Origin of the sequence: Stenotrophomonas sp. BR163, from assembly GCF_047520985.2 — a bacterium.
Lineage (GTDB): Bacteria > Pseudomonadota > Gammaproteobacteria > Xanthomonadales > Xanthomonadaceae > Stenotrophomonas > Stenotrophomonas sepilia.
Genome location: NZ_JAXBRE020000012.1, coordinates 67,882 through 92,720, shown reverse-complemented (window position 1 = coordinate 92,720; position 24,839 = coordinate 67,882). Strand labels below are relative to the sequence as shown.

At 66.6% G+C, this 24,839-nt stretch carries 28 protein-coding genes, 1 tRNA gene and 1 riboswitch; of the genes, 7 read left to right on the top strand and 22 right to left on the bottom strand.

Annotated elements, in window-relative coordinates:
- Nucleotides 1-12: 12 nt before the first annotated feature.
- Nucleotides 13-408 (bottom strand): hypothetical protein, encoded by a 396-nt coding sequence (locus ACM0PY_RS11975; protein WP_061478088.1) that lies wholly within the window; start codon nucleotides 406-408, stop codon nucleotides 13-15.
- 241 nt (nucleotides 409-649) lie between these two features.
- Here ACM0PY_RS11975 and ACM0PY_RS11970 point away from each other — a divergent pair, with 241 nt between their 5' ends.
- The gene (locus ACM0PY_RS11970) at nucleotides 650-1,165 is read left to right on the top strand and encodes a DUF3011 domain-containing protein (RefSeq protein WP_005417847.1); all 516 of its coding nucleotides are present in this window, start codon (nucleotides 650-652) and stop codon (nucleotides 1,163-1,165) included.
- Between the two features lie 203 nt (nucleotides 1,166-1,368).
- On the opposite strand, the gene ACM0PY_RS11965 is transcribed toward ACM0PY_RS11970, so the two are convergent.
- The 11 genes from ACM0PY_RS11965 to thrS all read right to left on the bottom strand — a co-directional run bounded on the left by ACM0PY_RS11965 (nucleotide 1,369) and on the right by thrS (nucleotide 9,819).
- On the bottom strand, nucleotides 1,369-1,710 hold the full coding sequence (locus ACM0PY_RS11965) for a low molecular weight protein tyrosine phosphatase family protein (RefSeq protein WP_111200639.1): 342 nt from the start codon (nucleotides 1,708-1,710) through the stop codon (nucleotides 1,369-1,371).
- Nucleotides 1,707-1,907: a hypothetical protein gene (locus ACM0PY_RS11960; RefSeq protein ID WP_088496157.1), complete on the bottom strand. Its 201-nt coding sequence runs from the start codon at nucleotides 1,905-1,907 to the stop codon at nucleotides 1,707-1,709. Before ACM0PY_RS11960 ends, ACM0PY_RS11965 begins: the two co-directional genes overlap by 4 nt.
- A gap of 117 nt (nucleotides 1,908-2,024) precedes the next feature.
- A tRNA-Pro gene (locus tag ACM0PY_RS11955) sits at nucleotides 2,025-2,101 on the bottom strand.
- A 68-nt stretch (nucleotides 2,102-2,169) separates the two neighbouring features.
- Nucleotides 2,170-2,526, bottom strand: a complete 357-nt coding sequence (locus tag ACM0PY_RS11950; RefSeq protein ID WP_053518690.1) for a MerR family transcriptional regulator — start codon at nucleotides 2,524-2,526, stop codon at nucleotides 2,170-2,172.
- Nucleotides 2,507-2,806, bottom strand: coding sequence for an integration host factor subunit alpha (locus ACM0PY_RS11945; protein WP_005410432.1), 300 nt, complete (start codon nucleotides 2,804-2,806; stop codon nucleotides 2,507-2,509). Before ACM0PY_RS11945 ends, ACM0PY_RS11950 begins: the two co-directional genes overlap by 20 nt.
- 27 nt (nucleotides 2,807-2,833) lie before the next feature.
- Nucleotides 2,834-5,215, bottom strand: a complete 2,382-nt coding sequence (gene pheT, locus ACM0PY_RS11940) for a phenylalanine--tRNA ligase subunit beta (protein ID WP_180884605.1) — start codon at nucleotides 5,213-5,215, stop codon at nucleotides 2,834-2,836.
- Nucleotides 5,216-5,302: 87 nt separating this feature from the next.
- Nucleotides 5,303-6,298, bottom strand: a complete 996-nt coding sequence (locus tag ACM0PY_RS11935) for a phenylalanine--tRNA ligase subunit alpha (RefSeq protein ID WP_072169124.1) — start codon at nucleotides 6,296-6,298, stop codon at nucleotides 5,303-5,305.
- Nucleotides 6,299-6,491: 193 nt separating this feature from the next.
- Nucleotides 6,492-6,851: a 50S ribosomal protein L20 gene (rplT, locus tag ACM0PY_RS11930; protein ID WP_005410435.1), complete on the bottom strand. Its 360-nt coding sequence runs from the start codon at nucleotides 6,849-6,851 to the stop codon at nucleotides 6,492-6,494.
- 11 nt (nucleotides 6,852-6,862) lie between these two features.
- Nucleotides 6,863-7,060 (bottom strand): 50S ribosomal protein L35, encoded by a 198-nt coding sequence (rpmI, locus tag ACM0PY_RS11925; protein WP_005410436.1) that lies wholly within the window; start codon nucleotides 7,058-7,060, stop codon nucleotides 6,863-6,865.
- A gap of 266 nt (nucleotides 7,061-7,326) precedes the next feature.
- Nucleotides 7,327-7,869, bottom strand: coding sequence for a translation initiation factor IF-3 (gene infC, locus ACM0PY_RS11920; RefSeq protein ID WP_080104334.1), 543 nt, complete (start codon nucleotides 7,867-7,869; stop codon nucleotides 7,327-7,329).
- A 48-nt stretch (nucleotides 7,870-7,917) separates the two neighbouring features.
- Nucleotides 7,918-9,819: a threonine--tRNA ligase gene (thrS, locus tag ACM0PY_RS11915; protein WP_049413664.1), complete on the bottom strand. Its 1,902-nt coding sequence runs from the start codon at nucleotides 9,817-9,819 to the stop codon at nucleotides 7,918-7,920.
- Between the two features lie 428 nt (nucleotides 9,820-10,247).
- On the opposite strand from thrS, the gene ACM0PY_RS11910 reads away from it, so the two are divergent.
- Genes ACM0PY_RS11910 through ACM0PY_RS11900 form a run of 3 tightly spaced genes read left to right on the top strand, consistent with a single transcriptional unit; the run spans nucleotide 10,248 to nucleotide 12,377 of the window.
- On the top strand, nucleotides 10,248-10,544 hold the full coding sequence (locus ACM0PY_RS11910; protein ID WP_111200641.1) for a hypothetical protein: 297 nt from the start codon (nucleotides 10,248-10,250) through the stop codon (nucleotides 10,542-10,544).
- Nucleotides 10,544-10,807: a hypothetical protein gene (locus ACM0PY_RS11905; RefSeq protein ID WP_061478092.1), complete on the top strand. Its 264-nt coding sequence runs from the start codon at nucleotides 10,544-10,546 to the stop codon at nucleotides 10,805-10,807. Before ACM0PY_RS11910 ends, ACM0PY_RS11905 begins: the two co-directional genes overlap by 1 nt.
- Before the next feature lie 10 nt (nucleotides 10,808-10,817).
- Nucleotides 10,818-12,377: a PepSY-associated TM helix domain-containing protein gene (locus ACM0PY_RS11900; RefSeq protein WP_134972537.1), complete on the top strand. Its 1,560-nt coding sequence runs from the start codon at nucleotides 10,818-10,820 to the stop codon at nucleotides 12,375-12,377.
- A gap of 37 nt (nucleotides 12,378-12,414) precedes the next feature.
- On the opposite strand, the gene ACM0PY_RS11895 is transcribed toward ACM0PY_RS11900, so the two are convergent.
- From ACM0PY_RS11895 to ACM0PY_RS11855, 9 genes are all read right to left on the bottom strand, one after another.
- Nucleotides 12,415-13,605, bottom strand: a complete 1,191-nt coding sequence (locus tag ACM0PY_RS11895) for a glycoside hydrolase family 18 protein (RefSeq protein WP_134969084.1) — start codon at nucleotides 13,603-13,605, stop codon at nucleotides 12,415-12,417.
- A 287-nt stretch (nucleotides 13,606-13,892) separates the two neighbouring features.
- Nucleotides 13,893-16,001: a polyribonucleotide nucleotidyltransferase gene (gene pnp / locus ACM0PY_RS11890; protein ID WP_005417884.1), complete on the bottom strand. Its 2,109-nt coding sequence runs from the start codon at nucleotides 15,999-16,001 to the stop codon at nucleotides 13,893-13,895.
- A gap of 151 nt (nucleotides 16,002-16,152) precedes the next feature.
- Nucleotides 16,153-16,413, bottom strand: a complete 261-nt coding sequence (gene rpsO, locus ACM0PY_RS11885) for a 30S ribosomal protein S15 (RefSeq protein WP_005417886.1) — start codon at nucleotides 16,411-16,413, stop codon at nucleotides 16,153-16,155.
- 173 nt (nucleotides 16,414-16,586) lie between these two features.
- On the bottom strand, nucleotides 16,587-17,495 hold the full coding sequence (truB, locus tag ACM0PY_RS11880) for a tRNA pseudouridine(55) synthase TruB (RefSeq protein ID WP_134972535.1): 909 nt from the start codon (nucleotides 17,493-17,495) through the stop codon (nucleotides 16,587-16,589).
- 105 nt (nucleotides 17,496-17,600) lie between these two features.
- Entirely contained in the window at nucleotides 17,601-17,984 is a 384-nt protein-coding gene (rbfA, locus tag ACM0PY_RS11875; protein WP_005410447.1) for a 30S ribosome-binding factor RbfA, read from the bottom strand.
- 163 nt (nucleotides 17,985-18,147) lie between these two features.
- Nucleotides 18,148-18,627, bottom strand: a complete 480-nt coding sequence (gene nusB / locus ACM0PY_RS11870; RefSeq protein ID WP_005415268.1) for a transcription antitermination factor NusB — start codon at nucleotides 18,625-18,627, stop codon at nucleotides 18,148-18,150.
- Nucleotides 18,624-19,091 carry a 6,7-dimethyl-8-ribityllumazine synthase gene (ribH, locus tag ACM0PY_RS11865; RefSeq protein ID WP_005415267.1) on the bottom strand — a complete coding sequence of 156 codons (468 nt, stop codon included), beginning with the start codon at nucleotides 19,089-19,091 and terminating at the stop codon, nucleotides 18,624-18,626. Before ribH ends, nusB begins: the two co-directional genes overlap by 4 nt.
- 136 nt (nucleotides 19,092-19,227) lie before the next feature.
- Nucleotides 19,228-20,328 carry a 3,4-dihydroxy-2-butanone-4-phosphate synthase gene (gene ribB / locus ACM0PY_RS11860; RefSeq protein WP_180885644.1) on the bottom strand — a complete coding sequence of 367 codons (1,101 nt, stop codon included), beginning with the start codon at nucleotides 20,326-20,328 and terminating at the stop codon, nucleotides 19,228-19,230.
- Entirely contained in the window at nucleotides 20,325-20,951 is a 627-nt protein-coding gene (locus ACM0PY_RS11855; protein ID WP_134972008.1) for a riboflavin synthase, read from the bottom strand. Before ACM0PY_RS11855 ends, ribB begins: the two co-directional genes overlap by 4 nt.
- Nucleotides 20,952-21,025: 74 nt before the next feature.
- Nucleotides 21,026-21,171: riboswitch (FMN riboswitch) on the bottom strand.
- A 300-nt stretch (nucleotides 21,172-21,471) separates the two neighbouring features.
- Between ACM0PY_RS11855 and ACM0PY_RS11850 the strand changes: the two genes are divergently transcribed.
- The 3 genes from ACM0PY_RS11850 to ACM0PY_RS11840 all read left to right on the top strand — a co-directional run bounded on the left by ACM0PY_RS11850 (nucleotide 21,472) and on the right by ACM0PY_RS11840 (nucleotide 23,616).
- Nucleotides 21,472-22,092 (top strand): hypothetical protein, encoded by a 621-nt coding sequence (locus ACM0PY_RS11850; RefSeq protein ID WP_134972006.1) that lies wholly within the window; start codon nucleotides 21,472-21,474, stop codon nucleotides 22,090-22,092.
- Between the two features lie 150 nt (nucleotides 22,093-22,242).
- Nucleotides 22,243-23,127 carry a hypothetical protein gene (locus tag ACM0PY_RS11845; protein ID WP_134972004.1) on the top strand — a complete coding sequence of 295 codons (885 nt, stop codon included), beginning with the start codon at nucleotides 22,243-22,245 and terminating at the stop codon, nucleotides 23,125-23,127.
- A gap of 114 nt (nucleotides 23,128-23,241) precedes the next feature.
- Nucleotides 23,242-23,616 (top strand): hypothetical protein, encoded by a 375-nt coding sequence (locus ACM0PY_RS11840; RefSeq protein WP_180885646.1) that lies wholly within the window; start codon nucleotides 23,242-23,244, stop codon nucleotides 23,614-23,616.
- Nucleotides 23,617-23,650: 34 nt separating this feature from the next.
- Here the strand turns inward: ACM0PY_RS11840 and ribD are convergent, their stop codons facing one another.
- A complete protein-coding gene (gene ribD, locus ACM0PY_RS11835) occupies nucleotides 23,651-24,736 on the bottom strand; it encodes a bifunctional diaminohydroxyphosphoribosylaminopyrimidine deaminase/5-amino-6-(5-phosphoribosylamino)uracil reductase RibD (RefSeq protein WP_134972002.1) in 1,086 nt (361 codons plus the stop codon).
- Nucleotides 24,737-24,839 lie beyond the last annotated feature (103 nt).

The window sequence follows — 24,839 nt, the reverse complement described above, 5'->3', positions numbered from 1 at the left end:
CCGCGCGCAGCGTCAGCCTTCGCCCTGGACTTCCAGTGCGGTGATCAGCCAGTCGACCACAGCCTGCGAATCACACAGGAAGAAGATGGCATCGCCCGAACGCGCTTCGGTCAGCAGCCGATAGACGGTAATCGCCACCGCCGACTGGTTGGCGATGAACACCTCCGGGCTGCGCGGCCCTTCGCTGTGGCCGGCCACGGCGTGCAACGCCTTGCGCGCAGCCACGGTGGCGGGCGGGTCTGCGCTGCGGGTCAGTTCCGGCCCGCGCAGGCCCCACGCAATGAACACATGCTTGCCCTTGAACGTGGTGTCCAGGACACGCACCTGCCCGGCCTCTGCGCCAGCCGAGCGATGAATGACGGTACTGCTGATCAACGCAACCCCCTGTGGTCGTCGTGGTCCGCGCATCCTCCTCCGCAAGCCGGCTGCACGCCAGTGACGGCAGCCACAGGCTGCGCCGGCATGCGTGGGAGACATGTAAGAAGGTGTAAGCCGATGCGATCGGATGTGCCGCGATGATAAGGGATGTAAGGCCCTGCATGGGCCGGTGCGCACTACTAAATCCCCACTGAGCCAGCGCCGGAACGATCCGTTCCGACGGCCTCGGGCTGGTCCATTCTTGCGGCCGTTCCCCCTGCCGAGGCTCTCCATGACCCATCGCCTGTTGCCGCCCATTGCCACCTCCGCCCTGGCCCTGCTGCTGGTCGCCACCACGGTGGCCGCCCAGGACTACGACAGCGATCACATTCCGCCGCTGCGTTGCGAGTCGCAGTTCAACAAGACCCAGCAGTGCCCGATCGAAGGCCGCATGCGCATGGCCAGGCAGCTGTCGGTCACCCGCTGCGTCGAGGACCAGAACTGGGGCCAGAGCCGCCGCATGCTCTGGGTCACCGAAGGCTGCCGCGCTGAGTTCGTGGCCGACGAACAGGGACGCGGCCGCTGGCCGGGGCGCGGCCGGGATCGTGATCGGGATGACGACGGCGAGCGCCTGGTCTGCGAGTCCTACGAGCAGAAGGACAAGGAATGCCGCATCCGGGTGCGCCATGAAGTGCGCCTGGTCAAGCAGAAGTCGGTGACGCCGTGCGTCGAGGACCGCAACTGGGGCTGGGACCGCCGCGGGGTGTGGGTCAGCGACGGCTGCCGTGCCGAGTTCCGCGTGTATTGACTGCCGACCACACGCTGGCTTTGGCGGATACGCAGACACGGCCGACATGATCGATGGACTGGGCGCATCCAGTCCAGGAGCCTGCGATGGCACCCCCCGATCCTTCCTCGACGATGCTGCATATCCGCGAGGTGATGCTCGCCTCGGGTTCTTACCGGCAGCGACATCGTGCAGGGTTTGGACGAAGGCGATCCGGAGCTGATCTACCGCTTTTCCGGCAGCTGATCGAGATACATGGTCACCTTTGCGTCCAGCAGGTTCATCAATACCGGATCCATGCAGCGATAGTCGTCGGGGATATCCAGGCAATGCAGGCGCTTGTGTTCCAGCAGGCGCGCGTACGCGGCCTGCAGGCGATGCTGGTGCTTGGCCTCCATCACGAAGATGACATCGGCCCAGCGGATATCCGCCGGGCCGATGGGGCGTCGTGCGTGCGGGCTGGTGCCGGCCGACTTCGCGTTGAAGCCGGGCCGCCGTCGCCACATGGCTTCGGCGGTCGGGCTACGCAGCTGGTTGCGGCTGCAGACGAACAGCAGGTTGATCATTCCTGTTCCTGCAGTTGGCGGGCGCTGAGGACCGGATAGGTGAAGCCCAGCTGGCGTGCACGCGCGAGCTTGGCATCGCGCGTATACAACAGCTTCCAGTTCTTCTCGGGCTTGTAGCGGTAGGCCGTCGTGGCGCGGTCGCCACCACGGTTGCGGGCCTGGCTGCGACGCCAGGCACGGTTTCTTGCAGATTCCATGATGTGTTCTCGTGAGTACCGGGTTCAGCAGCCGCGGTAGTACGAGTGGCGCGCAGCATACACCGCACGCACAAAAAAGCCCACGCATCGCTGCGCGGGCTTCTTGATTCATCACAGTGGTCGGGACGGCCGGATTCGAACCGACGACCCTCTGCCCCCCAGGCAGATGCGCTACCAGGCTGCGCTACGCCCCGACTGATGCTGCGATGTGCCCGCCAGTGCGGCGGGCCGTGAAGTATAGCGGATTACGATGGAAATGGGATCAGCGGCGCAGCAACTGCAGCACTTCTTCCAGTTCCATGCGCACCTGCTTGATGATCTGGTTGCTCAGCGCCGATTCCTCGCGGGCATCGGGACCCTCCAGGCGCAGGCGTGCACCACCGATGGTGTAGCCCTGTTCGTACAGCAGGCTGCGGATCTGCCGCACCATCAGCACGTCATGGCGCTGGTAGTAGCGGCGGTTGCCTCGGCGCTTGGCCGGCTCAAGGCTGGGAAACTCGGTTTCCCAGTAGCGCAGGACGTGCGGCTTGACGTCGCACAGCTCGCTGACTTCACCGATGGTGAAGTAGCGCTTGGCCGGGATCGGCGGTAGTTCGCGATTACTGCCCGGATCCAGCATAAGCTTCCACCCTCTCCTTGAGCTTCTGGCCCGGACGGAAGGTAACCACCGTACGGGCGGAAATCGGAATTTCCTCGCCGGTCTTGGGGTTGCGACCCGGGCGCTGGTTCTTGCGCCGCAGATCGAAATTACCGAAGCCCGACAGCTTCACCTGACGTCCCTGTTCCAATGCTTCACGCAGCACATCGAAAAACGCGTCGACGAATTCCTTGGCTTCCCGCTTGTTCAGACCGACTTCGTCGAACAGCTTTTCCGCCATCTCCGCCTTGGTCAATGCCATTGCCTGCTACCCCCAAGTGCTGCCCGCTCAGCCGCGGATCCGGGCGTGGTGTTCACGCTCGATGGCAGTGACCGCCTCGGCCACCACCGCATCCACGTCGCGGTCCGTCAGAGTGCGCGACTTGTCCTGCAAAATCAAGCCCATAGCGAGACTCTTGAACCCCGGCTCGACGCCCTGGCCAACATAGCGATCGAACAGATTCAGGTCGCGCAGCAGCGGGCCGGCGGCCTGGCGGACGGTCGCCGCCAGATCGGTCCAGGCCACCTGTTCAGGCACCACGAACGCCAGGTCGCGACGCACCGCCGGGAAGCGCGACAGCTCGCCGGCACGTGGCAGGCGACGAGCGGTCAGCGGTTCCAGATCCAGCTCGAAGGCGTAGACATCGGCCTCGATATCCATCGCCTTGGCCAGGCGCGGGTGGATCTGGCCGATCCAGCCGATCGCCACGCCATCGCGGAACACCTCGGCCGACCGCGCCGGGTGGCCGTAGGCACGGGCCGACGGGCGGAGCTCCAGTACCGCACCACTGGCAGCCGCCAGCGATTCCAGGTCGCCCTTCAGGTCATGGAAGTCGGCCTTGCGAGTCGGCAGGCCCCACTGCACCGCCTGCGCGTCACCGCAGATAGCTGCCGCCACGCGCAGGGTTTCCAGCGGTGCCAGTTGGCCATCTCCGGCCTGCTGGGCGAACACGCGGCCGAGCTCGAACAGGCGCACGCGGCCGAGCTGGCGGGCGGCGTTGCGGCCCAGGGTGGCGACCAGGCCCGGCAGCAGCGACGGGCGCATCACCGCCAGTTCGGCCGACAGCGGGTTGGCCAGCGGCACCAAGGCGTCGCGCAGCTGCCACTGGGCCAGCAGGGCATCGTCGACGAAGGCGAAATTGACGGTTTCCTGCAGGTCGCGGGCGATCAGCTGGCGGCGCACGCTCAGCGCGTCCAGCTGGGTCTCGCTCGGCATCGCCACGCGCGAGGCACCGCCCGGCAGCGTGGTCGGGATCTGCTCGTAACCGTGGATGCGGGCCAGCTCTTCGATCAGGTCTTCTTCAATGGCGATGTCGAAGCGGCGGCTCGGCGCGGCGACCTGCCAGCCCTCGGCCGTGGCAGCCACGTCCATGCCCAGCGCGCGCAGGATGCGCTCGACTTCGGCGTCGTCGATGGTGATGCCCAGCACGCGGGTGATGCGTGCGCGGCGCAGTGCGATCGTCGCCGGCTGCGGCAGGTCATCGGCGCGCACGGCCTCGGTGACCGGCGCCGGGGTACCGCCGGCCAGGTCCAGCACCAGGCGGGTGGCGTATTCGATGGCGGTGCGCGGCAGTGCCGGATCTACGCCACGCTCGAAGCGGTGGCCAGCATCGGTGTGCAGGCCCAGCTTGCGGCCACGGCCCATGATCGCAGCCGGCGCGAAGTGCGCGGCTTCCAGGAACACGGCAGTCGTCGCGTCGGTGACGCGGGTGTCGAAGCCGCCCATCAGGCCGGCAAGGCCGATCGCACGATCGGCGTCGGTGACCACCAGGAAGCTGTCGTCCAGCGCGGCATCGCGGCCGTCCAGCAGCTTCAGCGTCTCGCCCGCGCGCGAACGGCGCACGGCAATGCTGCCCTGCAGGGTGCCGAGGTCGTAGGCATGCATCGGCTGGCCCAGCTCCAGCATCACGTACTGGGTGATGTCGACCAGCAGCGAGACCGGACGCACGCCACTGCGGCGCAGGCGCTCGGCCATCCACAGTGGGGTCTTGGCGGCAGCGTTGACGCCCTCGATCACACGGCCCAGATAACGCGGCGCTTCGGCGCCAGCGTCGAGCTGGATGGCCAGCTCATGGCTGCCGGCAGCCGGAATGGCGTCGGCGGCGAAATCCAGCACTTCACTGCGGGTAGCGGCGGCGACGTCGTAGGCGATGCCGCGCAGGCTGAAGCAGTCGGCGCGGTTCGGGGTCAGCTTGATTTCGATACTGGCGTCCGGCAGGCCCAGGTACTCGACCAGGGCCTGACCGACCGGGGCGTCATCGGGCAGTTCCAGCAGGCCGGAGGCATCGTTGTCCAGGCCCAGCTCCTTGGCCGAGCACAGCATGCCGTTGGACTCCACGCCGCGCAGCTTGGCCGGCTTGATCTTCAGCTCGCCGATCTGCGCACCCACCATGGCCAGCGGCGCGACCAGGCCCGGGCGCGCGTTCGGTGCGCCGCAGACGATCTGCAGCAGTTCGCCCTGCCCGGCATCGACCTTGCACACCTGCAGGCGATCAGCTTCGGGATGGCGCACGGCCTCGACGATGCGCGCCACGACCACGTGATCGAGGCCTTCGCCCAGCGCGGTCACGTCTTCCACTTCCAGGCCGATGGCGGTCAGCACTGCACTCAGTTCATCGCGCGAGGCGCCGGTCGGGACATGGCTGCGCAGCCAGTTTTCGGAGAATTTCATGGTGTCACCCTGGTGGGCCCGGCGCATGCGCCTGGGCCTGCAAATTTAGGAGCAGCCGAGCATGGCTCGGCTCTACGTGGTTGCGGCTTACGCGAACTGTTTCAGGAATCGCACGTCGTTCTCGAAGAACGCGCGCAGATCGTTGACGCCGTAACGCAGCATCGCGAAACGCTCCACGCCCATGCCGAACGCGAAGCCGGTGTAGCGCTCCGGATCGATGCCGACGTTGCGCAGCACGTTCGGATGGACCATGCCGCAGCCCAGCACTTCCAGCCAGCGGGTGCTGCCGTCGGGCTGCTGCCAGGCAATGTCCACTTCCGCGCCCGGCTCCACGAACGGGAAGTAGCTGGGGCGGAAACGCATCTCGAAATCGCGCTCGAAGAACGCGCGCACGAACTCGGCCAGCGTGCCCTTCAGGTCGGCGAAGGTCGAATGCTCGTCCACCAGCAGGCCTTCGACCTGGTGGAACATCGGCGAGTGGGTCTGGTCGCTGTCGCTGCGGTACACCTTGCCGGCGGCGATCATGCGCAGTGGCGGCGCGTGGTCGCCCATGTAGCGCACCTGCACGCCGGAGGTGTGCGTGCGCAGCAGGCGGCCGTCGCCGAAGTAGAAGGTGTCGTGCATGGCGCGCGCCGGATGGTGCGGCGGGAAGTTCAGCGCCTCGAAATTGTGCCAGTCGTCCTCGATCTCCGGCCCTTCCGACAGCTCGTAGCCCAGCCGGCCGAAGATGCCGGTGATGCGCTCCAGGGTGCGGGTGATCGGGTGCAGGCCGGCACGCTCGCCGTTGCGGCCCGGCAGGGTGATGTCGATGGCTTCGGCGGCCAGGCGCGCATCCAGCGCCGCGTCTTCCAGCAGCGCCTTGCGCTCGCCCAGCGCGCGGGTCAGCGCGTCGCGGGCCTGGTTGATCGCTTCACCAGCGGCCTTGCGCTCGTCCGCCGGCAGGGCGCCGAGCTGCTTGAGCTGCGAGGTGATGCTCCCACTCTTGCCAAGCAGGGCAACGCGCAGCTGTTCCAGCACGTCGGGACTCTGTGCGGCGGCCACATCGGCCAGCGCCTGGGTGGTGAGGGATTGGATGTCGCTCATGGGGGGCCGGAACTCCAGTCGATCTGCCATCGCGATGCGCGAAGGGCCGACCCCTGTCGCCACCGCCGTCCCCGCGCTGCCGCCATGGCCTCGCCGGAACCCAAAAAAGAATGGGGAAGGACTTGCGCCCTTCCCCATGCATTGCCTTGACCTGACACCGTTCCGAGTGAACGGTTACGGCATCGGGAAGGACTTATGCCGCCAGCGCGCCCTTGGCCTTTTCGGCCAGCGCGGCAAAACCGGCTGCGTCGTGCACGGCGATATCAGCCAGGACCTTGCGATCCAGGGTGATGCCAGCCTTCAGCAGGCCGTTCATGAAGCGGCTGTAGCTCAGGCCGTTGATGCGGGCAGCCGCATTGATACGGGTGATCCACAGCGAACGGAAGTTGCGCTTCTTCTGCTTACGGCCGATGTAGGCGTACTGCTGTGCCTTGATGACCGCCTGCTTGGCGACGCGGAAGACCTTGCGACGGGCGTTGTAATAGCCCTTGGCGAGATCCAGAATCTTCTTGTGGCGGCGACGCGCCTGTACGCCACGCTTAACTCGTGCCATTTTTCAGTTCCTCAGAGGTAAGGGAGCATGCGGTCCAGACGGCCTGCGTCTTCTGCACGGACATGGCCCGTCTGACGCAGATTACGCTTACGCTTGGTCGCTTTCTTCGTGAGGATGTGGCTACGGTTGGCGTGGCCGCACTTGTACTTGCCCGAGGCGGTCTTGCGGAAACGCTTGGCCGCTGCCCGGTTGGTCTTGATCTTGGGCATTGCAATGTCCTTGATGGGATATGACCCTGGTTTCTGACTGATCTGGCGGCGGCCTGGGCCGCTCTTTCCGTCCTGCCATGATCGGCGTACGACCCGTCCTGGGTGGGTCGAGCCGGGCATGATACAGGCAAAACCGCCCTGCCACCAGCCCCTGCAACCCTTTCGCCGGCACTTCACCGGCATCCTGCAAAAGCAAAGGGACGCCAGCGGCGCCCCCTTACCCTGAACCATTCAGCCAGGCGCCCCGCAAGGCGGCCCGTCAGGCCTCAGGTCTTCTTCTTCGGCGCGATCATCATGACCATCTGACGCCCTTCCAGGCGCGGACGGGATTCGATGACGATGTCCTCGCCCAGATCGGCCTCGATCCGGTTGGCCATTTCACGACCCAGTTCCTGGTGGCTCATTTCACGGCCACGGAAGCGGATGTTGACCTTGATCTTGTCGCCTTCTTCAAGGAACCCGCGCATCTTGCGCAGCTTGATCTGGTAGTCGCCCTCGTCCGTGACCGGACGGAACTTCACTTCCTTGATCTCGACCTGCTTGGTCTTCTTCTTGGCCTCGCTGGCCTTCTTCTGCGCTTCGAACTTGAACTTGCCGAAGTCCATGATCTTGCAGACCGGCGGATCGGCCTGCGGCTGGATCTCGACCAGGTCCAGGCCTTCATCTTCGGCCATGGACAGCGCTTCGTCGCGCGACAACACGCCGATCATTTCTCCGTCACTGCCGATCACGCGGACGCGCGGCACACGGATTTCCTGATTCTTGCGGTTCTGTTTGTTGTCAGGGGTGCTGATATTACGTTCTCCCAAGGGTATCGAACCGGTCCGGGTGCCTGTGCGCCCGGACCGGACCTTTGCTTACGCGCCCTCGGCGTGGAGCCGCTCGATGAAGGCCTGCAGGCTCATGCTGCCCAGGTCTTCGCCAGAACGCGTACGCACCGCTACAGCCCCATTCTCCTTCTCGCGGTCACCGATGACCAGCAGGTAGGGCACGCGCTGCAACGTATGCTCGCGGATTTTATAGCCGATCTTCTCGTTACGCAAATCCGAGCTGACGCGGAAGCCTTGCTCCGCAAGGGTTTTGGTCACGCCCGCGACGTAGTCGGCCTGGGCATCGGTGATGTTGGCCACCACCACCTGGGTCGGCGCCAGCCAGGCCGGGAACTGGCCGGCATGGTGCTCGATCAGGATGCCCAGGAAGCGCTCCATCGAGCCGACGATGGCGCGGTGCAGCATGACCGGGTGCTTCTTCTGGCTGTTCTCGTCCACGTACTCGGCGCCGAGGCGACCCGGCATCATGAAGTCGACCTGCATGGTGCCCAGCTGCCAGGTACGGCCGATCGCGTCCTTCAGGTGGTACTCGATCTTCGGGCCGTAGAAGGCACCCTCGCCCGGCAGCTCCTGCCACTCCACGCCACAGGCGGTCAGTGCCGAGCGCAGCGCGCCTTCGGCCTTGTCCCAGGTCGCGTCGTCACCCAGGCGCGATTCCGGACGCAGCGCGATCTTGATCTGGATCTCGTCGAAGCCGAAGTGCCGGTAAACCGCCAGCGCCTGCTGGTGGAAGGCCGTCACTTCCGACTCGATCTGGTTTTCCGTGCAGAACACGTGGCCGTCGTCCTGGGTGAAACCACGCACGCGCAGGATGCCGTGCAGCGCGCCGGACGGCTCGTTGCGGTGGCAGGAACCGAACTCACCATAGCGGATCGGCAGGTCGCGGTAGCTGTGCAGGCCCTGGTTGAACACCTGGATGTGGCCCGGGCAGTTCATCGGCTTGACCGCGTACGTGCGCTTCTCCGATTCGGTGAAGAACATGTTGTCCTGGTAGTTGTCCCAGTGGCCGGACTTCTTCCACAGGCTCACGTCCAGGATCTGCGGGCAGCGCACTTCGCCGTAGCCGCTGTTGCGGTAGACCTTGCGCATGTACTGCTCGACCACCTGCCACAGTGCCCAGCCCTTCGGGTGCCAGAACACCAGGCCCGGGGCTTCTTCCTGCAGGTGGAACAGGTCCTGCTGCTTGCCGATGCGGCGGTGGTCGCGCATCTCGGCTTCCTCGATGCGCTTGATGTACGCCTCGAGCTGCTTCTTGTCGGCCCAGGCGGTGCCGTAGATGCGCTGCAGCTGCTCGTTCTGCGCGTCGCCGCGCCAGTAGGCGCCGGAGATGCGGGTCAGCTTGAAGGCCTTCAGGAAGCGCGTGTTCGGCACGTGCGGGCCGCGGCACATGTCCACGTATTCCTGATGGTAGTACATGCCCATCGCCTGGATGTCGTCGGACATGTCTTCGATCAGGCGCAGCTTGTAGTCCTCGCCACGGGCCTTGAAGATCTCGATCACTTCAGCGCGCGGCGTCATCTTCTTGATGACGTCGTAGTCCTGGGCGATCAGTTCACCCATGCGCTTCTCGATCGCGGCCATGTCGTCCGGCGTGAACGGGCGCTCGGAATAGATGTCGTAGTAGAAGCCTTCGGCGATCACCGGGCCGATCACCATCTTCACGTCCGGGTACAGCTGCTTGACGGCGTGGCCGACCAGGTGGGCGCAGGAGTGGCGGATGATCTCCACGCCCTCCTCGTCCTTGGCGGTGATGATGCGCAGGCTGGCATCGTGGTCGATGACGTCGCTGGCATCGACCAGCACGCCATCGACGGAACCGGCGATGGTGGCCTTGGCCAGGCCGGCACCGATCGACTGGGCGACGTCCATGACGCTGACGGGATTTTCGAACTCGCGGCGGCTGCCGTCGGGAAGGGTAATGTTGATCATCGCAGTGGCTTCGTGCGGGGCCCGCGGGGCGGGCTGGAAAGCGTTCCCGGGCCGCGGCCCGGGCAATAAAAAAGCGCCGCGAGGGCGCCTGGAACACAGGGCCTTCGGGGGCAGGTCAACAGTGGGCGGTGGTAGTGCTCATGTCGCACGCTCGGCCGGCGCTGGGCGCGGGCCACCTTGTTCCAGTCAGGAGTCTGCGACGATCTTAAACCAGCGCACCGGAAAGCCCAAGGGCTGCCGTACGGTCCGCTGAATGGCCGGCGCTGGCGGCGTGAAAACGCAATGATTACCATGTCCGCGCAGCCCGCCCCGTGCCAGCCTGCCCGCTTCCCCCAGGACCTCGTGATGCGCCACCCGCTCCGACCGGCTCCCGCCGGCCCCGCCCGTGCCCCGCGTTCGCCGGCCCACTGCCGCGGCGCCCGCCCGCAATGATCACCGTCGGCCTTTCCACCCTGGGCTTCTGCAGCCTGGGCATGCTGGCAGCGATGTTTTCGGCACTGGCCTTCTATGCCGCCTCGCCGCACTGCCGTTGGCCGCGCCTGCGCCGCGCCGGTCGCCTCGGCCGCCAGATCGGCCTGGTCGCCGCGGCTGCCGCATTGTGGCTGTGGATGGCCGAACTCGGCTTCGCTGCCGGTCTGGTGGCGATGCTGTGCACCTGGATGCTCGTCGCGATGCTGCTGCCGGCGCTGGCCGCCTGGCATCGCCCGGGCACGGAGTCGCCGTGATGTGGTCGCGCGCCATCGCCGGCATCATCGCTGGCTTCCTGCTTGCGGCCGCCGCGACCGGCCTGCTGGCCTGGCTGCCGCCCGGCCCGTGGCAGCGCGCACTGGTGCCGACCCTGATCGCCTTCATCCCGTTATGGATGCTGGCCGCCCTGTGGGCGTTCAGCTTCCGCAGCGCACTGCGCGCCTGGCTGGTTCTGGGTGGCAGCGCCGCAGCCGGCTTCGCCGTGCTCGGGCTGCTGCGCCTGGCCGGCGCGGTGCAATGAGAGCTCCCCCATGAAGTTCAGTTCGCAGACGCTGCGCACATTCACCACCCTGCACACCTGGGTCGGCCTGGTCGCCGGCTTCGGCCTTTTCGTGGCCTTCTATGCGGGTGCGCTGACCCTGTTCCATCACGACCTGCCGCTGTGGCAGACCCCGGGCGCCGCCACCGCCTTGCCGGCGGGCCTGGACGATGCGCAGTATCTGCTGGAAGACGTACTGGCGACACACCCGGAGGCCCGCCGCCACGTTGGCATGACCTTCCCCGGTACCGAACACCCGCAGCCCCTGGCGTACTGGCAGGCCGGCGACGGCAGCTGGCGCTACGCCTGGCCGGGCCAGATCGCCGGCAGCCCCGCGCCGCCGCAGACCGGACTGGCCGAACTGGTCAACGAGCTGCACTACAGCCTCGGCCTGCCGGTGGCCGGCATCTATGTGATGGGCATCGTCAGCCTGCTGTATGGCATGGCGCTGCTGAGCGGCCTGGTGATCCACCTGCCGAGGCTGTTCGGCGACCTGTTCGCGCTGCGCCCGGGTCGCAACCTGAAGCAGCTGTGGCAGGACGCGCACAACGTGATCGGCGTGCTCAGCCTGCCCTTCCACCTGATGTTCGCGGTCACGGGCGCCCTGCTGTGCCTGGTGTTCGTGCAGATGGCCCTGCTCAATCCGCTGATCTACGATGGCAAAGCGCTGCAGGCGGTACCGACCGCGATGGACACTGCGCCGGTGCGCGATGCCAGCGGGATTCCGGCGCCACCGGGCAGCCTGCGCGTGCTGCATGCGCGCGCACTTGAAGTGGCCCGCGCGCAGGGCGTGGCCAACTTCGAGCCGGCGTACCTGAAGCTGGCCAATGGCGGCGATGCCAACGCCACGATCGAGATCACCGGCGAGGCCAGTGGCACCCTCGGCCCGCTTGGTGCCGTGGCATTGGACGTGGCCAGCGGCGACCTGCTGGCGTCCCAGCTGCCGGGCCAGCGCGACGCCAACCACGCCACGCTCAGCGCCGCCTACGCGCTGCACTTCGGTGAGTTCGGCAACGGCGTGGTGGTCTGGCTGTACTTCCTGCTCGGCCTCGGCGGTGCGTTCCTGTTCTACTCCGGCAACCTGTTGTGGATCGAGTCGCGGCGCAAGCGTCGCCAGCCGCAACAGCCACGTGCCGGTGTGAACATGGCGCGGGCCACGGTCGGCGTGTGCATCGGCCTGTGCGTGGCGATCTCGGTCGCGTTCGTCACCGCACTGGTGCTGGAGCGGCTGGCACCGTCGGCGGTCGACCACGGCATCCGCTGGGCCTGCTTCGGCAGCTGGGCAGCCTGTGCGCTGTGGGCTGCACTGCGCCGTCCCGCGCAGGCCGCGCGCGAACTGCTGTGGGCCGCAGCGATCAGCACTGCACTGGTGCCGGTCCTGCACGGTGCACTCAATGGTGACTGGCTGTGGCGCGCCGCCGCGCGTGGCCAGTGGCCGCTGTTCTGGATCGATGCCATCGCGCTGGCCATGGCATTCGGCTTCGCCCGCCTGGCCGTCGCCAGCCAGCGCCGCGCCCGCAACGGCGATCCGAACAGCGTCTGGGCGAACTGAAGCGTCGCCGGGCATGAGCCCGGCGCCAGCAGGCGACTCAATCGCCGATACGCGCCTTCTGCCACGGGCCGAGCATGGCGTTGAGCAGGCTGGCCTGCTCGTCGTCGCCGGTCAGCTCCCACATGAACACCCCGGCCAGGCCCTGCTCGCGGGCGAACTGCGCACGCAGCCCGATCGAGCGCGGATCTTCATAGCTGATGAAGACCTTCTGTTCGGCGTTGTACAGCCACGGGCTCTGCGCCTGCGGCTGCCAGTGCCTGGTCCAGCCCGGCTGGTCGAGATAGCGCGCCTTGATCACCCGCCAGTCGCCGGCGTCGGCCGGTGCGCTGTAAGGCTGATACAGGCCATCCGGTGCATCGCCGGTGACCTTGAAGCCGCGCCCGTAGAACGGCACGCCCAGCACCAGCTTGTCGGCCGGTACACCGTGCTCGCGGTAGTACTGCACCGCGCCGGCCACGTTGTTCCAGCGGCGCAGCTCCGGCGCCAGCGGATCGGCCGGCACTTCATGCAAGGGCGCATTGAAGGTCGACACCGACGAGAAGCCGGTGCCCATGTCGTAGCTCATCAGGTTGATGAAATCGAACACCCTGGCCAGCGCCGGCAGGTCGTAGCTCGCCGCCGGATCATAGGGGCCATCGGTCTGCAGGCGACCGGCGGCCAACGCGGCGGTCAGCAGCATCGGCTGGCCAACCTTGCGACCGCGCGCATCGAGTGCCTGGCGGAAGGCCTGCGCAAGCCGGGTCAGGTTGGCGCGATCCTGCGGGCGGTGTGCCAGCTCCTTCGGCCCACCACTGACCGGGAATTCCCAGTCGATGTCCACACCATCGAAGCTGCCTGCATGGCGCTCGAAGAACAGCGCCATGCATGAGTCGACCAGGCGCTTGCGGCTGGTTTCGGTCAGTGCCGCATCGGAGAAGCCGCCTGCGCCCCAGCCGCCAATGGAAATCAGCGTGCGCAGGTGCGGGTGCGCCTTCTTGAGTTCGGCCAGTGCGGCGAAATTCTTCGGCGCTTCCGCACCGACCGTGCAGCGGCCGTCCTCGATGGTGGAGAACGCGTAGAACAGGTGGGTCAGGCGCTCGGCCGGAATGCTCGACACCGGATAGCGCTCGGCCGATCCACCAGGGTAATAGGCGCCGAAGATCGGCTGCTGTGCGGGCGCTGCGTGCGCGGCAATGGGCAAGGCACCGGCAATCAGCACGGCAAGGACGGCCACGGTCTGGCGGAACATGGGATCTCCCGGTTCAAAGGCGCCGCCACGTTAGCAAACCGATAGGGCTGCGGTACGGATGTCGCGGCATGTCGTCCCATGGACAGGCGCGATCCATGCAACCGTGACACAACGATGGCTGCGTGGCGGCGATCATGCACTGCAGCAGGACATGCAGCGACCTGGATGAGCGTCTCTTCACAACATCGAGGCAAAGAAAAAGCGGGCCGAAGCCCGCTTTTTCATTTCAGCCATTCCAGAAGCGTGTCAACCAGGGTTGACACCTACCGTAATCGACCGGAGGTCGATTATTCGGCGCTGGCGCCTTCGCCTTCTTCGACGGCCTTCATCGACAGGCGGATACGGCCCTGCTTGTCGACTTCCAGCACCTTGACCTTGACCACATCGCCTTCCTTCAGCTTGTCGCCGACCTTCTCGACGCGCTCGCTGGAGATCTGCGACACGTGGACCAGGCCGTCCTTGCCCGGCAGGATGGTGACGAACGCACCGAAGTCCATGATCTTGGCGACCTTGCCTTCGTAGATGCGGCCCGGCTCGACGTCCGAGGTGATCTGCTCGATGCGGGCCTTGGCAGCCTGGGCAGCGATGGCGTTGACCGACGCGATGACGATGGTGCCGTCGTCCTGGATGTCGATCTGGGTGCCGGTTTCCTTGGTGATGGCCTGGATGGTCGAGCCACCCTTGCCGATCACTTCGCGGATCTTGTCCGGGTGGATCTTGATGGTCAGCAGGCGCGGCGCGTAGTCCGACAGCTCCTCACGCGGAGCGGTCAGGCCGTGGGCCATTTCACCCAGGATGTGCAGACGGCCAGCCTTGGCCTGCTGCAGGGCCTGCTTCATGATCTCTTCGGTGATGCCTTCGATCTTGATGTCCATCTGCAGGGCGGAGATGCCCTCAGCGGTACCGGCCACCTTGAAGTCCATGTCGCCCAGGTGATCTTCGTCACCCAGGATGTCGGACAGGACCACGAAACGGTCGCCTTCCTTGACCAGGCCCATGGCAATACCGGCCACCGGTGCCTTCACCGGCACGCCGGCGTCCATCAGGGCCAGCGACGAGCCGCAGACCGACGCCATCGACGAAGAACCGTTCGACTCGGTGATTTCCGAGACGACGCGGATGGTGTACGGGAAGGCTTCCAGCGACGGCATGACAGCCAGCACGCCGCGCTTGGCCAGACGACCGTGGCCGATTTCGCGGCGCTTCGGGCCCATCATGCGGCCGCACTCACCCACCGAGAACGGAGGGAAGTTGTAGTGGAACAGGAAGTTTTCCTTGTACTCACCGGCAACGGCGTCGATGACCTGGCCGTCACGGGCGGTGCCCAGCGTGATGGTCACGATGGCCTGGGTTTCGCCACGGGTGAACAGCGAGGAGCCGTGGGTACGCGGCAGCACGCCGGTCTTCACGGTGATCGGGCGGACGGTGTCCAGCGCACGGCCGTCGATGCGGACCTTGGTGTCCAGCACCGAGTCACGCATGGTGCGGTATTCCAGTTCGCCGAATTCCTTCGACAGCTCGGCCGGGTTCCAGCCTTCGGCGGCCACACGGCCGGCCAGGGCTTCGAACACGTCCTTCTTGATCGCCGAGATGGCGTCACGGCGCTGCAGCTTGTCACGCACCTGGAAGGCTTCGCCCAGGCGCGGGCCGATGGCTTCCTTCAGGGCGGAGATCAGCGCGTCGTTCTTGGCCGGGGCTTCCCAGGTCGACGGCTTGGTGCCAGCTTCGACGGTCAGCTCGTTGATCGCGTTGATGACCTTCTGCATTTCGCGGTGACCGAAAGTCACGGCGCCCAGCATCACTTCCTCGGACAGCAGCGCGGCTTCGGATTCGACCATCAGCACGGCGTTGGAGGTACCGGCGACAACCAGTTCCAGCTGCGAGTCAGCCAGTTCGCTGACGGTCGGGTTCAGGATGTACTCGCCGTTCTTGTAGCCGACCTTGGCAGCGCCGATCGGGCCCATGAACGGGGTGCCGGCCAGGGCCAGGGCAGCCGAGGCGCCGATCAGGGCCGGGATGTCGCCGTCCACGTCCGGGTTCAGCGACATGACCGTGGCGATGATCTGCACTTCGTTCTTGTAGTCTTCCGGGAACAGCGGACGGATCGGACGGTCGATCAGACGCGAGATCAGCGTTTCCTTCTCGGTTGCACGGCCTTCACGCTTGAAGAAACCACCCGGGATGCGGCCGCCGGCGTAGAACTTTTCCTGATAATCGACGGTCAGCGGGAAGAAGTCCTGGCCTTCGCGCGCGCTCTTGGCGGCGACGGCGGTGACCAGCAGTACGGTGTCGTCCATCTTGACGATGACCGCACCGCTGGCCTGGCGGGCGACTTCGCCGGTCTCAAGCGTGACGGTGTGCTTGCCGTACTGGAAGGTTTTGGTGATTTTTGCCACGGAGGGTGTCCTTGGGGATGCTGTCTGCGAATTTGGACCGTCGGCGACCCTTGCCGCCAGCGGGTGGCCGGATCGTTCCGGCCTGAATCGGGGATTGCGGTGCTACAAAACAAAACCGCGGCGCATCGCTGCGCCGCGGGGGATTCGTTGCTTAGCGACGCAGGCCAAGCTTTTCGATCAGGGCCTTGTAACGCTCGACGTCCTTCTTCTTCAGGTAGTCGAGCAGGCTGCGACGGCGGTTGACCATCTGCAGCAGGCCGCGGCGGCTGTGGTGATCCTTCTTGTGGGTCTTGAAGTGGCCGGTCAGCAGTTCGATGCGGGCGGTCAGCAGGGCAACCTGGACTTCCGGGGAGCCGGTGTCAGCGGCGCTGCGCTTGTTGTCTTCAATGACCTTCTGGGTGTCGATCGACATTTCTTTTTTCTCTGTGATGCGTGGCCGGCAGGAACGCGCTTCGCGCACCGCCAGGCTCGCCGTGGACTACGAGGATGAAACCTGCGGGAGGCAGGTTGCCGGAAAACGGCCGCGAAATTGTAACGGCCAGGGGCTTCCGGGACAAGGACCGGGGCTGAACCACCCTGCCGCGGTCAGAGGTTGAAACGGCGCTGCGGGGCCAGCAGGCCACTGTCGTCGACCTGGCCCAGGCCTTGGACAGCATCGTCCGGACCGAACACGGCCACCAGGCCATGCGGCCAGGACATGTCACGCTGGCGCTGGCCGACGCAGAAACGGTGAGCCTGGGCGGCGTCGAGGTCGACCCGCGGATACTCGGCCAGGCCGGCCGCCAGCGGCAGCAGCAGCGCGTCCATACCCGCCTCGTCGCCGGCCTCGGCCATCACCCGCAGCTGGTCCAGAGTGACCATCACCGGTTCACGGAACGGCTCGACCCACAGCCGGCGCAGCGCACTGATATGGGCGCCGCAACCCAGGCGTTCGCCGAGGTCGCGTGCCAGGCTGCGGATGTAGGTGCCGGAGCCACAGGTCACGCGCAGCCGCAGCCGTTCCGGCTGCTGCTCGAGTACCTCGATGGCGTGCACCTGGACCTCGCGCTCCGGGGCCTCGATGGCCTCGCCGCGGCGGGCCTTCACATACAGCGGTTCACCGCCCTGCTTCAGCGCCGAATAGATCGGCGCCCGCTGGCGGATGTTCCCCGTCAGTGGAGCCAGCGCAGCCTGCAGGGCCTCGGCGCTGATCGCCGGCACCGGACGCTGCAGCAGCACCTGGCCCTCGGCATCATCGGTATCCGTGGTCTGGCCGAGCACGATCTCGGCATCGTACGCCTTGGCCGAACCCAGCAGCAGGCCGGCGATCTTGGTCGCCTCGCCGAAGCATAGCGGTAGCAGGCCGGTGGCCAACGGGTCGAGGCTGCCGGTGTGGCCACCCTTCTCGGCACGGAACAGGCGGCGCGCCACCTGCAGGGCGGCGTTGGAGCTCATGCCGGTCGACTTGTCGAGCAGCAGGATGCCATCCAGGCGGCGGAACTGAATTCGGGTCATGACAGGATGTTGTAGAGCCGAGCCATGCTCGGCTGCAGCGGCGCGGCCCGCACAGGCATCGCGTTGCCGGAATGGAAAGACGCCGGGCATGGGCCCGGCGCTAGCTTATTCTTCGTCGCTCTCGCGACGCTTCTCCGCGGCCAGCGTATCGGGCAGGTCGCGCAGGATGTTGTCGATGTGCTCACCACGGTCGACCGAATCGTCGTAGTGGAAATGCAGCTCCGGCACGTGGCGCAGCTTCATCGCACGGGCCAGGTCCATGCGCAGGCGGTAGCCCAGCTCCTTCAGGCCGGCCACGGCTTCAGCCGAGCGTTCCGGCATCAGGGCGGTGACGAACACCTTGGCATGGGCCATGTCGCGGGTGATTTCCACGTCGGACACGCTCACCGAGGGCAACCCGTGCTCGCGCACGGCGTTGTGCACCAGGGTGCCGAGTTCACGGCGCAGCTGGGCGGAGACACGGTCGGTTCGATGGAAAGTCTTGGGCACGAGCAGCTCTTGGTTCAGTTGTCGCCCGACCAACGGTCGGGCGCTACCTTTGATTCGATTGTCGCCCGACCAACGGTCGGGCGCTACAGGTACATGGTAGGGCCCGACCGTGCCTCAGGATCCCTGCAGCTGCCGGCCAGCGGCCGGCACTACCACAGGTGGGTCAGTGACCCGATTCGACCTTGCGCCATTCCACGGCCGCACGATCCAGCACGCCGTTGACGTAGGTATGGCCATGTTCGGAACCGAAACGCTTGGCCGATTCGATCGCTTCGTTGATCACCACGCGGTACGGCACGTCCAGGCGATAGCGCAGCTCGTAGGCGGCCAGGCGCAGCACTGCGCGTTCGATCGCGTCCACTTCCTCGATGCCACGGTCCAGGTACGGGCCGAGCGCTTCGTCGATGTCGCGACGGTTGTCGAGCACGCCGTGCACCAGCGCCTCGAAGTACGCCAGGTCGGCGATTTCGCGGGCCTGCTCGTGGGCGAACTGGGCGATCAGCGACTGGGCGTTGCCGCCGGAGATCTGCCAGGCGTAGATGGCCTGCACGGCACGACGGCGGGCGCGCGAGCGCAGCACCGGGTCGACGCCATCGCGGCGGACGGGTTTACCGGAGGGCTTGCCCTGGGTGTTCTTGTTCATGGCAGTTGCTCCAGCAGATTGACCATTTCCAGTGCGGCGAGTGCGACTTCCTCGCCCTTGTTGCCGTGGCTGCCGCCTGCGCGGGCCTCGGCGTCTTCAACGCGTTCCACCGCCAGCACGCCGTTCAGTACCGGCACGCCGAAATCCAGCTGCACACGCATCAGGCCTTCGGCGCAGCGGTCGGCCACGTGTTCGTAGTGGCGGGTGTCGCCACGGATCACGCAGCCCAGGGTGAGGATGGCGGCGTGTTCATGGGCGGCGGCCAGGCGTGCGGCCACCAGCGGCAGTTCCCAGGCACCCGGCACGCGGATCACGTCGATGTTGGCTTCGGTGATGCCGTTGCCGGCCAGGCTCAGGCGGGCGCCTGCGACCAACGCGTCGGTGATGCGGGCGTTCCAGCGGCTGGCCAGGATGGCGAAGCGCGCCGACTCGGGAGTGCGAAGATCGCCTTCGTAGTGGCTCATATGCGGCTTGGGGGACTCGATAAGGGGGTAATTCTAGCGTGGATGGGCCCCGGCCGTGGCTGGCGGGGGCCTGCAGGGTGTGCCGACCAACGGTCGGTCCCCACCGGTAGTACCGGCCGCTGGCCGGCACTACTCATTACAGGGTGACCGTCTCCACCACTTCCAGGCCGTAACCGGCCAGGCCGATCTGGCGGCGCGGGGTGCCCAGCACGCGCAGCTTGCCCAGCCCCAGGTCGGACAGGATCTGCGCGCCGGCACCGTTGCGGCGCCACTGGCCCACGTCCTTGTCCTTGCCCGGCACCACCGGCGCCGGCTGCTGGCGCAGGCGGGCCAGCAGGGCTTCGCCATCGCGCGGGGCCGACAGCACCACCATCACGCCTGCGCCCTCGGCATCGATTGCACGCAGGGCGTCGGTGGCCGCCACGCCGAAGTCGTCACGGCGCCAGTGCAGCAGGTCAGCCAGCGGATTTTCCACCTGCACGCGTACCAGGGTCGGGGTGTCCGCATCCGGGGTCCCGCGCACCAGGGCGAAATGCAGGTCGTGGGCGATGCGGTCGCGGTAGGTCACCAGCTTGAACGGGCCGAACTCGGTGTCGATGTCGCGCTCGTCCACACGTTCAACAGTCTTTTCGGTGGCCAGGCGGTAGGCGATCAGGTCGGCGATGGAGCCCATCTTCAGGCCGTGCTCGCGCGCGAACACTTCCAGCTCCGGGCGGCGCGCCATGCTGCCATCCGGGTTCAGGATTTCCACCAGCACGCCGGCCGGTTCCAGCCCGGCCAGCATGGCCAGGTCGACGCCGGCTTCGGTATGGCCGGCGCGGGTCAGCACGCCGCCCGGCTGGGCGATCAGCGGGAAGATGTGGCCCGGCTGATGCAGGTCCGACGGCTTGGCATTGGGCTTCACCGCGGTGCGGATGGTGTGTGCGCGGTCGTGGGCCGAGATGCCGGTGGTAACGCCCTCGGCGGCCTCGATGCTGACCGTGAAGTTGGTCTGGAACTGCGCGGTATTGGCCTGCACCATCGGCGCCAGGCCGAGGTCGGCGGCGCGGGTGCGGGTCAGGGGCAGGCACACCAGGCCACGGCCGTGGGTGACCATGAAGTTGATGTCCGACGGCTTGACCAGTTCGGCGGCCATGATCAGGTCGCCTTCGTTCTCGCGGTCTTCGTCATCGACGATGACCACCATGCGGCCCTGGCGGATGTCTTCCAGGATTTCCGGAATCGGGGCGAAATTCATGCGGCATCTCCGTGTGGGTGCTGACCGTTGGTCGGCACACTGATCAGGCGCTCCACATAACGGGCGACCAGATCGATTTCCAGATTGACTGCACTGCCCACGCCGGTGGCGGAGAAGGCGGTGTTGGCCACGGTGTGCGGAATGAGGGCGACTTCAAAGCCTTCACCGTCCACTTCGTTGACGGTGAGGCTGACGCCGTCCACGCAGATCGAACCCTTCCTGGCGATGTAGCGGCGCAGCGAGGCCGGCGCGGCGAAGCGCCAGCGCTGGGCACGTGCATCTTCGTGGATGGACAGCACCTGGCCGAGGCCGTCGACGTGGCCGCTGACCAGATGGCCGCCGAGGCGGTCGGTCGGGCGCATGGCGCGCTCCAGGTTGATGACCGCACCCTCGCCCAGCTGGCCCAGCGTGGTCAGGCCCAGAGTCTCGGTGGACGCGTCGGCCTGGAAGCTGCGGGCGTCGAATCCGATGACGGTGAGGCAGACGCCGTTGATGGCAATGCTCTCGCCCATCTGCACGTTGTCGAACGGCAGATTCCCGACATTGAAGGTGAAGCGGACATCGCCGCCGATGGATTCACGTGCGGCCAGACGGCCGACGCCTTCGATGATTCCAGTAAACAAGTAACGTTCTCCGCGAAAAGTGAGCGAAAAACGCCGCAAGGCAAACAGGTGCACGCAGGGCAAGAGCCCTGTGGCACCGTCTTCTTTCATCCGGACTATGACCGTCGGCTCCGGCATTGGACCGGATCTGCTGACCCCCGGCCGTGGGCCGGGGCGCTCGCGGGCTCGTGCTTGCGCACCTACCGCCGGTGGGGAATTGCACCCCGCCCTGAAGACGTTTGTGTACCGGCGAACCGGCCTGGTCAGTGTACCAGCCCGGCCTGAACGGGGTGGGATGCTCAAGGTCTGGGCCCCCTCCGCAGAACAGGGTCTGGCCCGGGGCCTGTCGGATGGGCGGAGGGGTCAGAGCCGTTTTCCGGTGGAAAACGGATCCGAACCCTGGCCACTCCTGCCTGGCCTGTGACGGCCGTCTCTCGCATTTTGTAAAACTTTCATTAAAATCCGCAGCGGACGACATGAGGTCGCCACGGGCAGCCGCGAGGGCAGGCCCGCCAATGGACTGAAACTCACAGGAATTCCCATGCGCAAGATCCTGATCGTGGCCGCGCTGCTGGCCACCGCCCCGTTCTCGGCTTCGGCCGAGGCCCTGAGCTACACCTACGTTGAAGGCGGCTGGACCCAGGTCCAGGTTGACGACAACCTGCTGGACGACCCGAAGGTCGACGGTGGCTACCTGCGCGGTTCGGTCGCGCTGGCCGAGCAGGTCTACGTGTTCGGTGGCTGGTCGCGCACCAGCAAGACCCGCCACTACGGCGAAGATTCGCTGAAGCTGGAACTGAACCAGCCGGAGCTGGGTATCGGCTACCACATGCCGTGGACCGACCGCCTGGACTTCACCGCCGATGCCGCCTGGGTGCGCCAGAACGCCGAATCGACACTGCGTTATGACGGTGTGCGTTACCACGGCAAGGACCACACCAACCTGGGCCGCGTCACCATGGGCATCCGCGGCAAGCCGTCGCGCATGACCGAAGCCTGGGCCAAGGCCGGCTACATGGATGGCGGCAACAACTACAAGGGCACCTGGGTCGGCACTGTTGGCGGCCAGATCAACTTCACCAAGACCTGGGGCCTGGTGGGCGAGATCTCCGGCTACCGCGACGTCACCCAGTACTCGGCCGGCGTCCGCGCCAGCTTCTGATCCAACGGTCGCTCCTCGTCGTGCGATCGAACGGGCCCCGCAAGGGGCCCGTTTTTTTTGCCCCGCGCGTCGGCACGTGATCACAGGGCGCCGTCGGGCCTGCGCAAAGATGCGCTAGGCTTGCGCGCCTCTGGAACAGGAAACACCGTCATGAAGACCCCCTTGCGTACCCTGCTGGCCAGCGCCCTGCTGGCTGCCCCGCTGCTGGCCAGCGCCGCCCCGGCCACACTGACGCCCGAACAGGCCTTCGATCTGTATGCCCGCGTCCTGCTGGAAGACGACGCCGCCGCGACCCGCACCCTCAACGATGCGCTGAAGCCCGCCTTCGACGGCCAGGACGCGGTAACCCCGAACCCGGGCGCATTGGCCAAGGCGCTGGCCGAACCGTGGCAGGTCGTGCTTGCCAGCACCGGCGCCAAGGCCGACGCGGCCGCCAGCGAGGCGATGTATGCCAAGGCCCTGCGTGATTCGAGGTGCCGCGCCAGCAAGAGCGTGATTGAAGACAACGAGTACGTGGACGACCAGAAGCTGGCGCGCATCACCTTCAGCTGCCAGGTGCCCGACCTGGGCAAGGTACGTCCGCTGTTCGCCGCCAGCCTTGCCGCCGACGCCAGCCCGGCCTCGCGCAAGCAGTTCACCGACGCCTACACCCAGGCGCTGCAGAGCGGCGCGCGCGTGCCGGTCAGCGGCACCTTCACCCTGTACCCGGCCAAGGACAACGGCTACTGGTACAGCGGCAACTTCGATGATCTGGTGGGCACCGTGACCGGGGCGCTGGCACCGTTCGAGGAATGGATGCAGGACGTGCAGGCGGCCAGCGCACCGAAGGTGACCGGCGTACCCGGCTGCGACCTGCTGCTGCAGCAGCACCGCAGCTGCGTGGCGAAGGTCGCACCCGACCAGATCAGCGGCGTGGATGCGATGGCCGAGGAGCTGAAGGCCAAGGCACAGGTCAATTCAGCCGATGAGATGACGCAGGAGTGCAAGGCGCTGCGCCCGATCGCCGAGATGATGTGGACCGACGAGTGCACATAAGCACGATGTAGCGCCGTTGCCTGCAGCAGGATCAATGGCACTTTCAGAACCGTTGCATGGCCGTGCGCACACTGCGTGATCAATGCTGTTGCCCTCTTCCACGAGGGCAACAGCATGAAGCACCGCATAACCTCGACCACGGTCCTGCTTGTCGCGCTGATGGCGTGCTGGCAGGCCGAAGCGTCCAGACCCAGGACCTTCTTCGTGCAACCTTCGGTTGCGTTCGAGTCGACCCAGCTGCGCGACCGCGACATCGACGCGCAACTGAGCGAGAACGACGATTGCCGCGCGTTCCTGCAGTACCACGATCAGTGCGCACCGTCGGTACTGCCGGACGAGTACGACCAGGGCATCAGCCGGCGCAGGCTGCGGTGGAAGTCAACGCAACTGACGGGAGAAGCACTCGGTGCCTACTGCCGTGACCTGCATGTGCTGTGGAAGCAGCAATGGAAAGAGCAGTGCCCCGCCCACGAGGACGAGGGCACCTGAGGCACCGGAACGGGGCCAGTGCCCCGCCATTGCCTCACGGGCGCAACAGCAGCCGGATGTCCTCGCCGACCTGGCACTGGTCAACCACGTGCAGGCGGCGCTGCTGCTCCATGGCATCGATGCCGAGGCCGGCCAGCAGCGGGCGTCCGTTGTCGCCCAGCAACGTGGGGGCCTGGTAGAGCAGCAGTTCGTCCACCCAGCCACCGCGCAGCAGCGCACCGGCCAGCGTCGCGCCGGCTTCGGTATGCACTTCGTTGATGCCGCGCTCGGCCAGCAGCGCCAGCACCGCGCCCAGGTCCAGCCGCCCTTCAACGCAGGGCACGCTGGCAAATTCGGCGTCGGCCGCATCCGGTGCACTCACCGCTGCATCGTGCAGGTACAGCGTCGGCGCACCGCCCTCGCGCACACGGCTGCATTCGAGCGAGCGCAGGCGCGAATCGAGCACCACGCGCAGTGGTGGCATCACTTCGGTACCGGCCAGGCGCACGGTCAACATCGGGTCGTCGGCCAGCACGGTATCGGCGCCAGTCAGGATCGCACCGGCGCGAGCGCGCCAGTGCTGCACGTCCTCGCGCGCGGCCGGCCCGGTGATCCACTTGGAGCTGCCGTCGGCCATCGCGGTGCGGCCATCGAGGCTGGCGGCCAGCTTCACCCGCAGCCACGGGCGGTTGCGCTCCACGCGCGACAGGAAGCCCTTGTTGAGCTCGCGCGCCGGCGCCGCCATCAGTCCTTCGGCAACCTCGATACCCGCATTGCGCAGCAGTTCGAAGCCACCGCCATCAACCTTCGGGAACGGATCGCGCATCGCGGCCACCACGCGCGTCACGCCCGCTTCAATCAGCGCCAGTGCGCACGGCGGCGTGCGCCCGTAGTGGGCGCAGGGCTCCAGGGTGACGTAAGCGGTCGCACCGCGGGCCTCGCTGCCGGCTTCGCGCAGCGCGAACACCTCGGCATGCGGGCCGCCTGCGCGCTGGTGCCAGCCCTGCCCTACTACGCGTTCGCCGTGGGCGATCACGCAGCCGACCATCGGGTTGGGCCGGGTGGTATAGGCAGCGCGCTCGGCCAGGCGCAGCGCGTTGGCCATGTGCAGGTGGTCGAGGACGGAGAACGAAGGTGTCATGCGGCCATGGTAACGCCGCCGGTGTGGATGCACGCCATCGGTAGATCCACGCCATGCGTGGATGGACACCTCCGTGCCAACCAAGGTTGGCACCCACCAGATC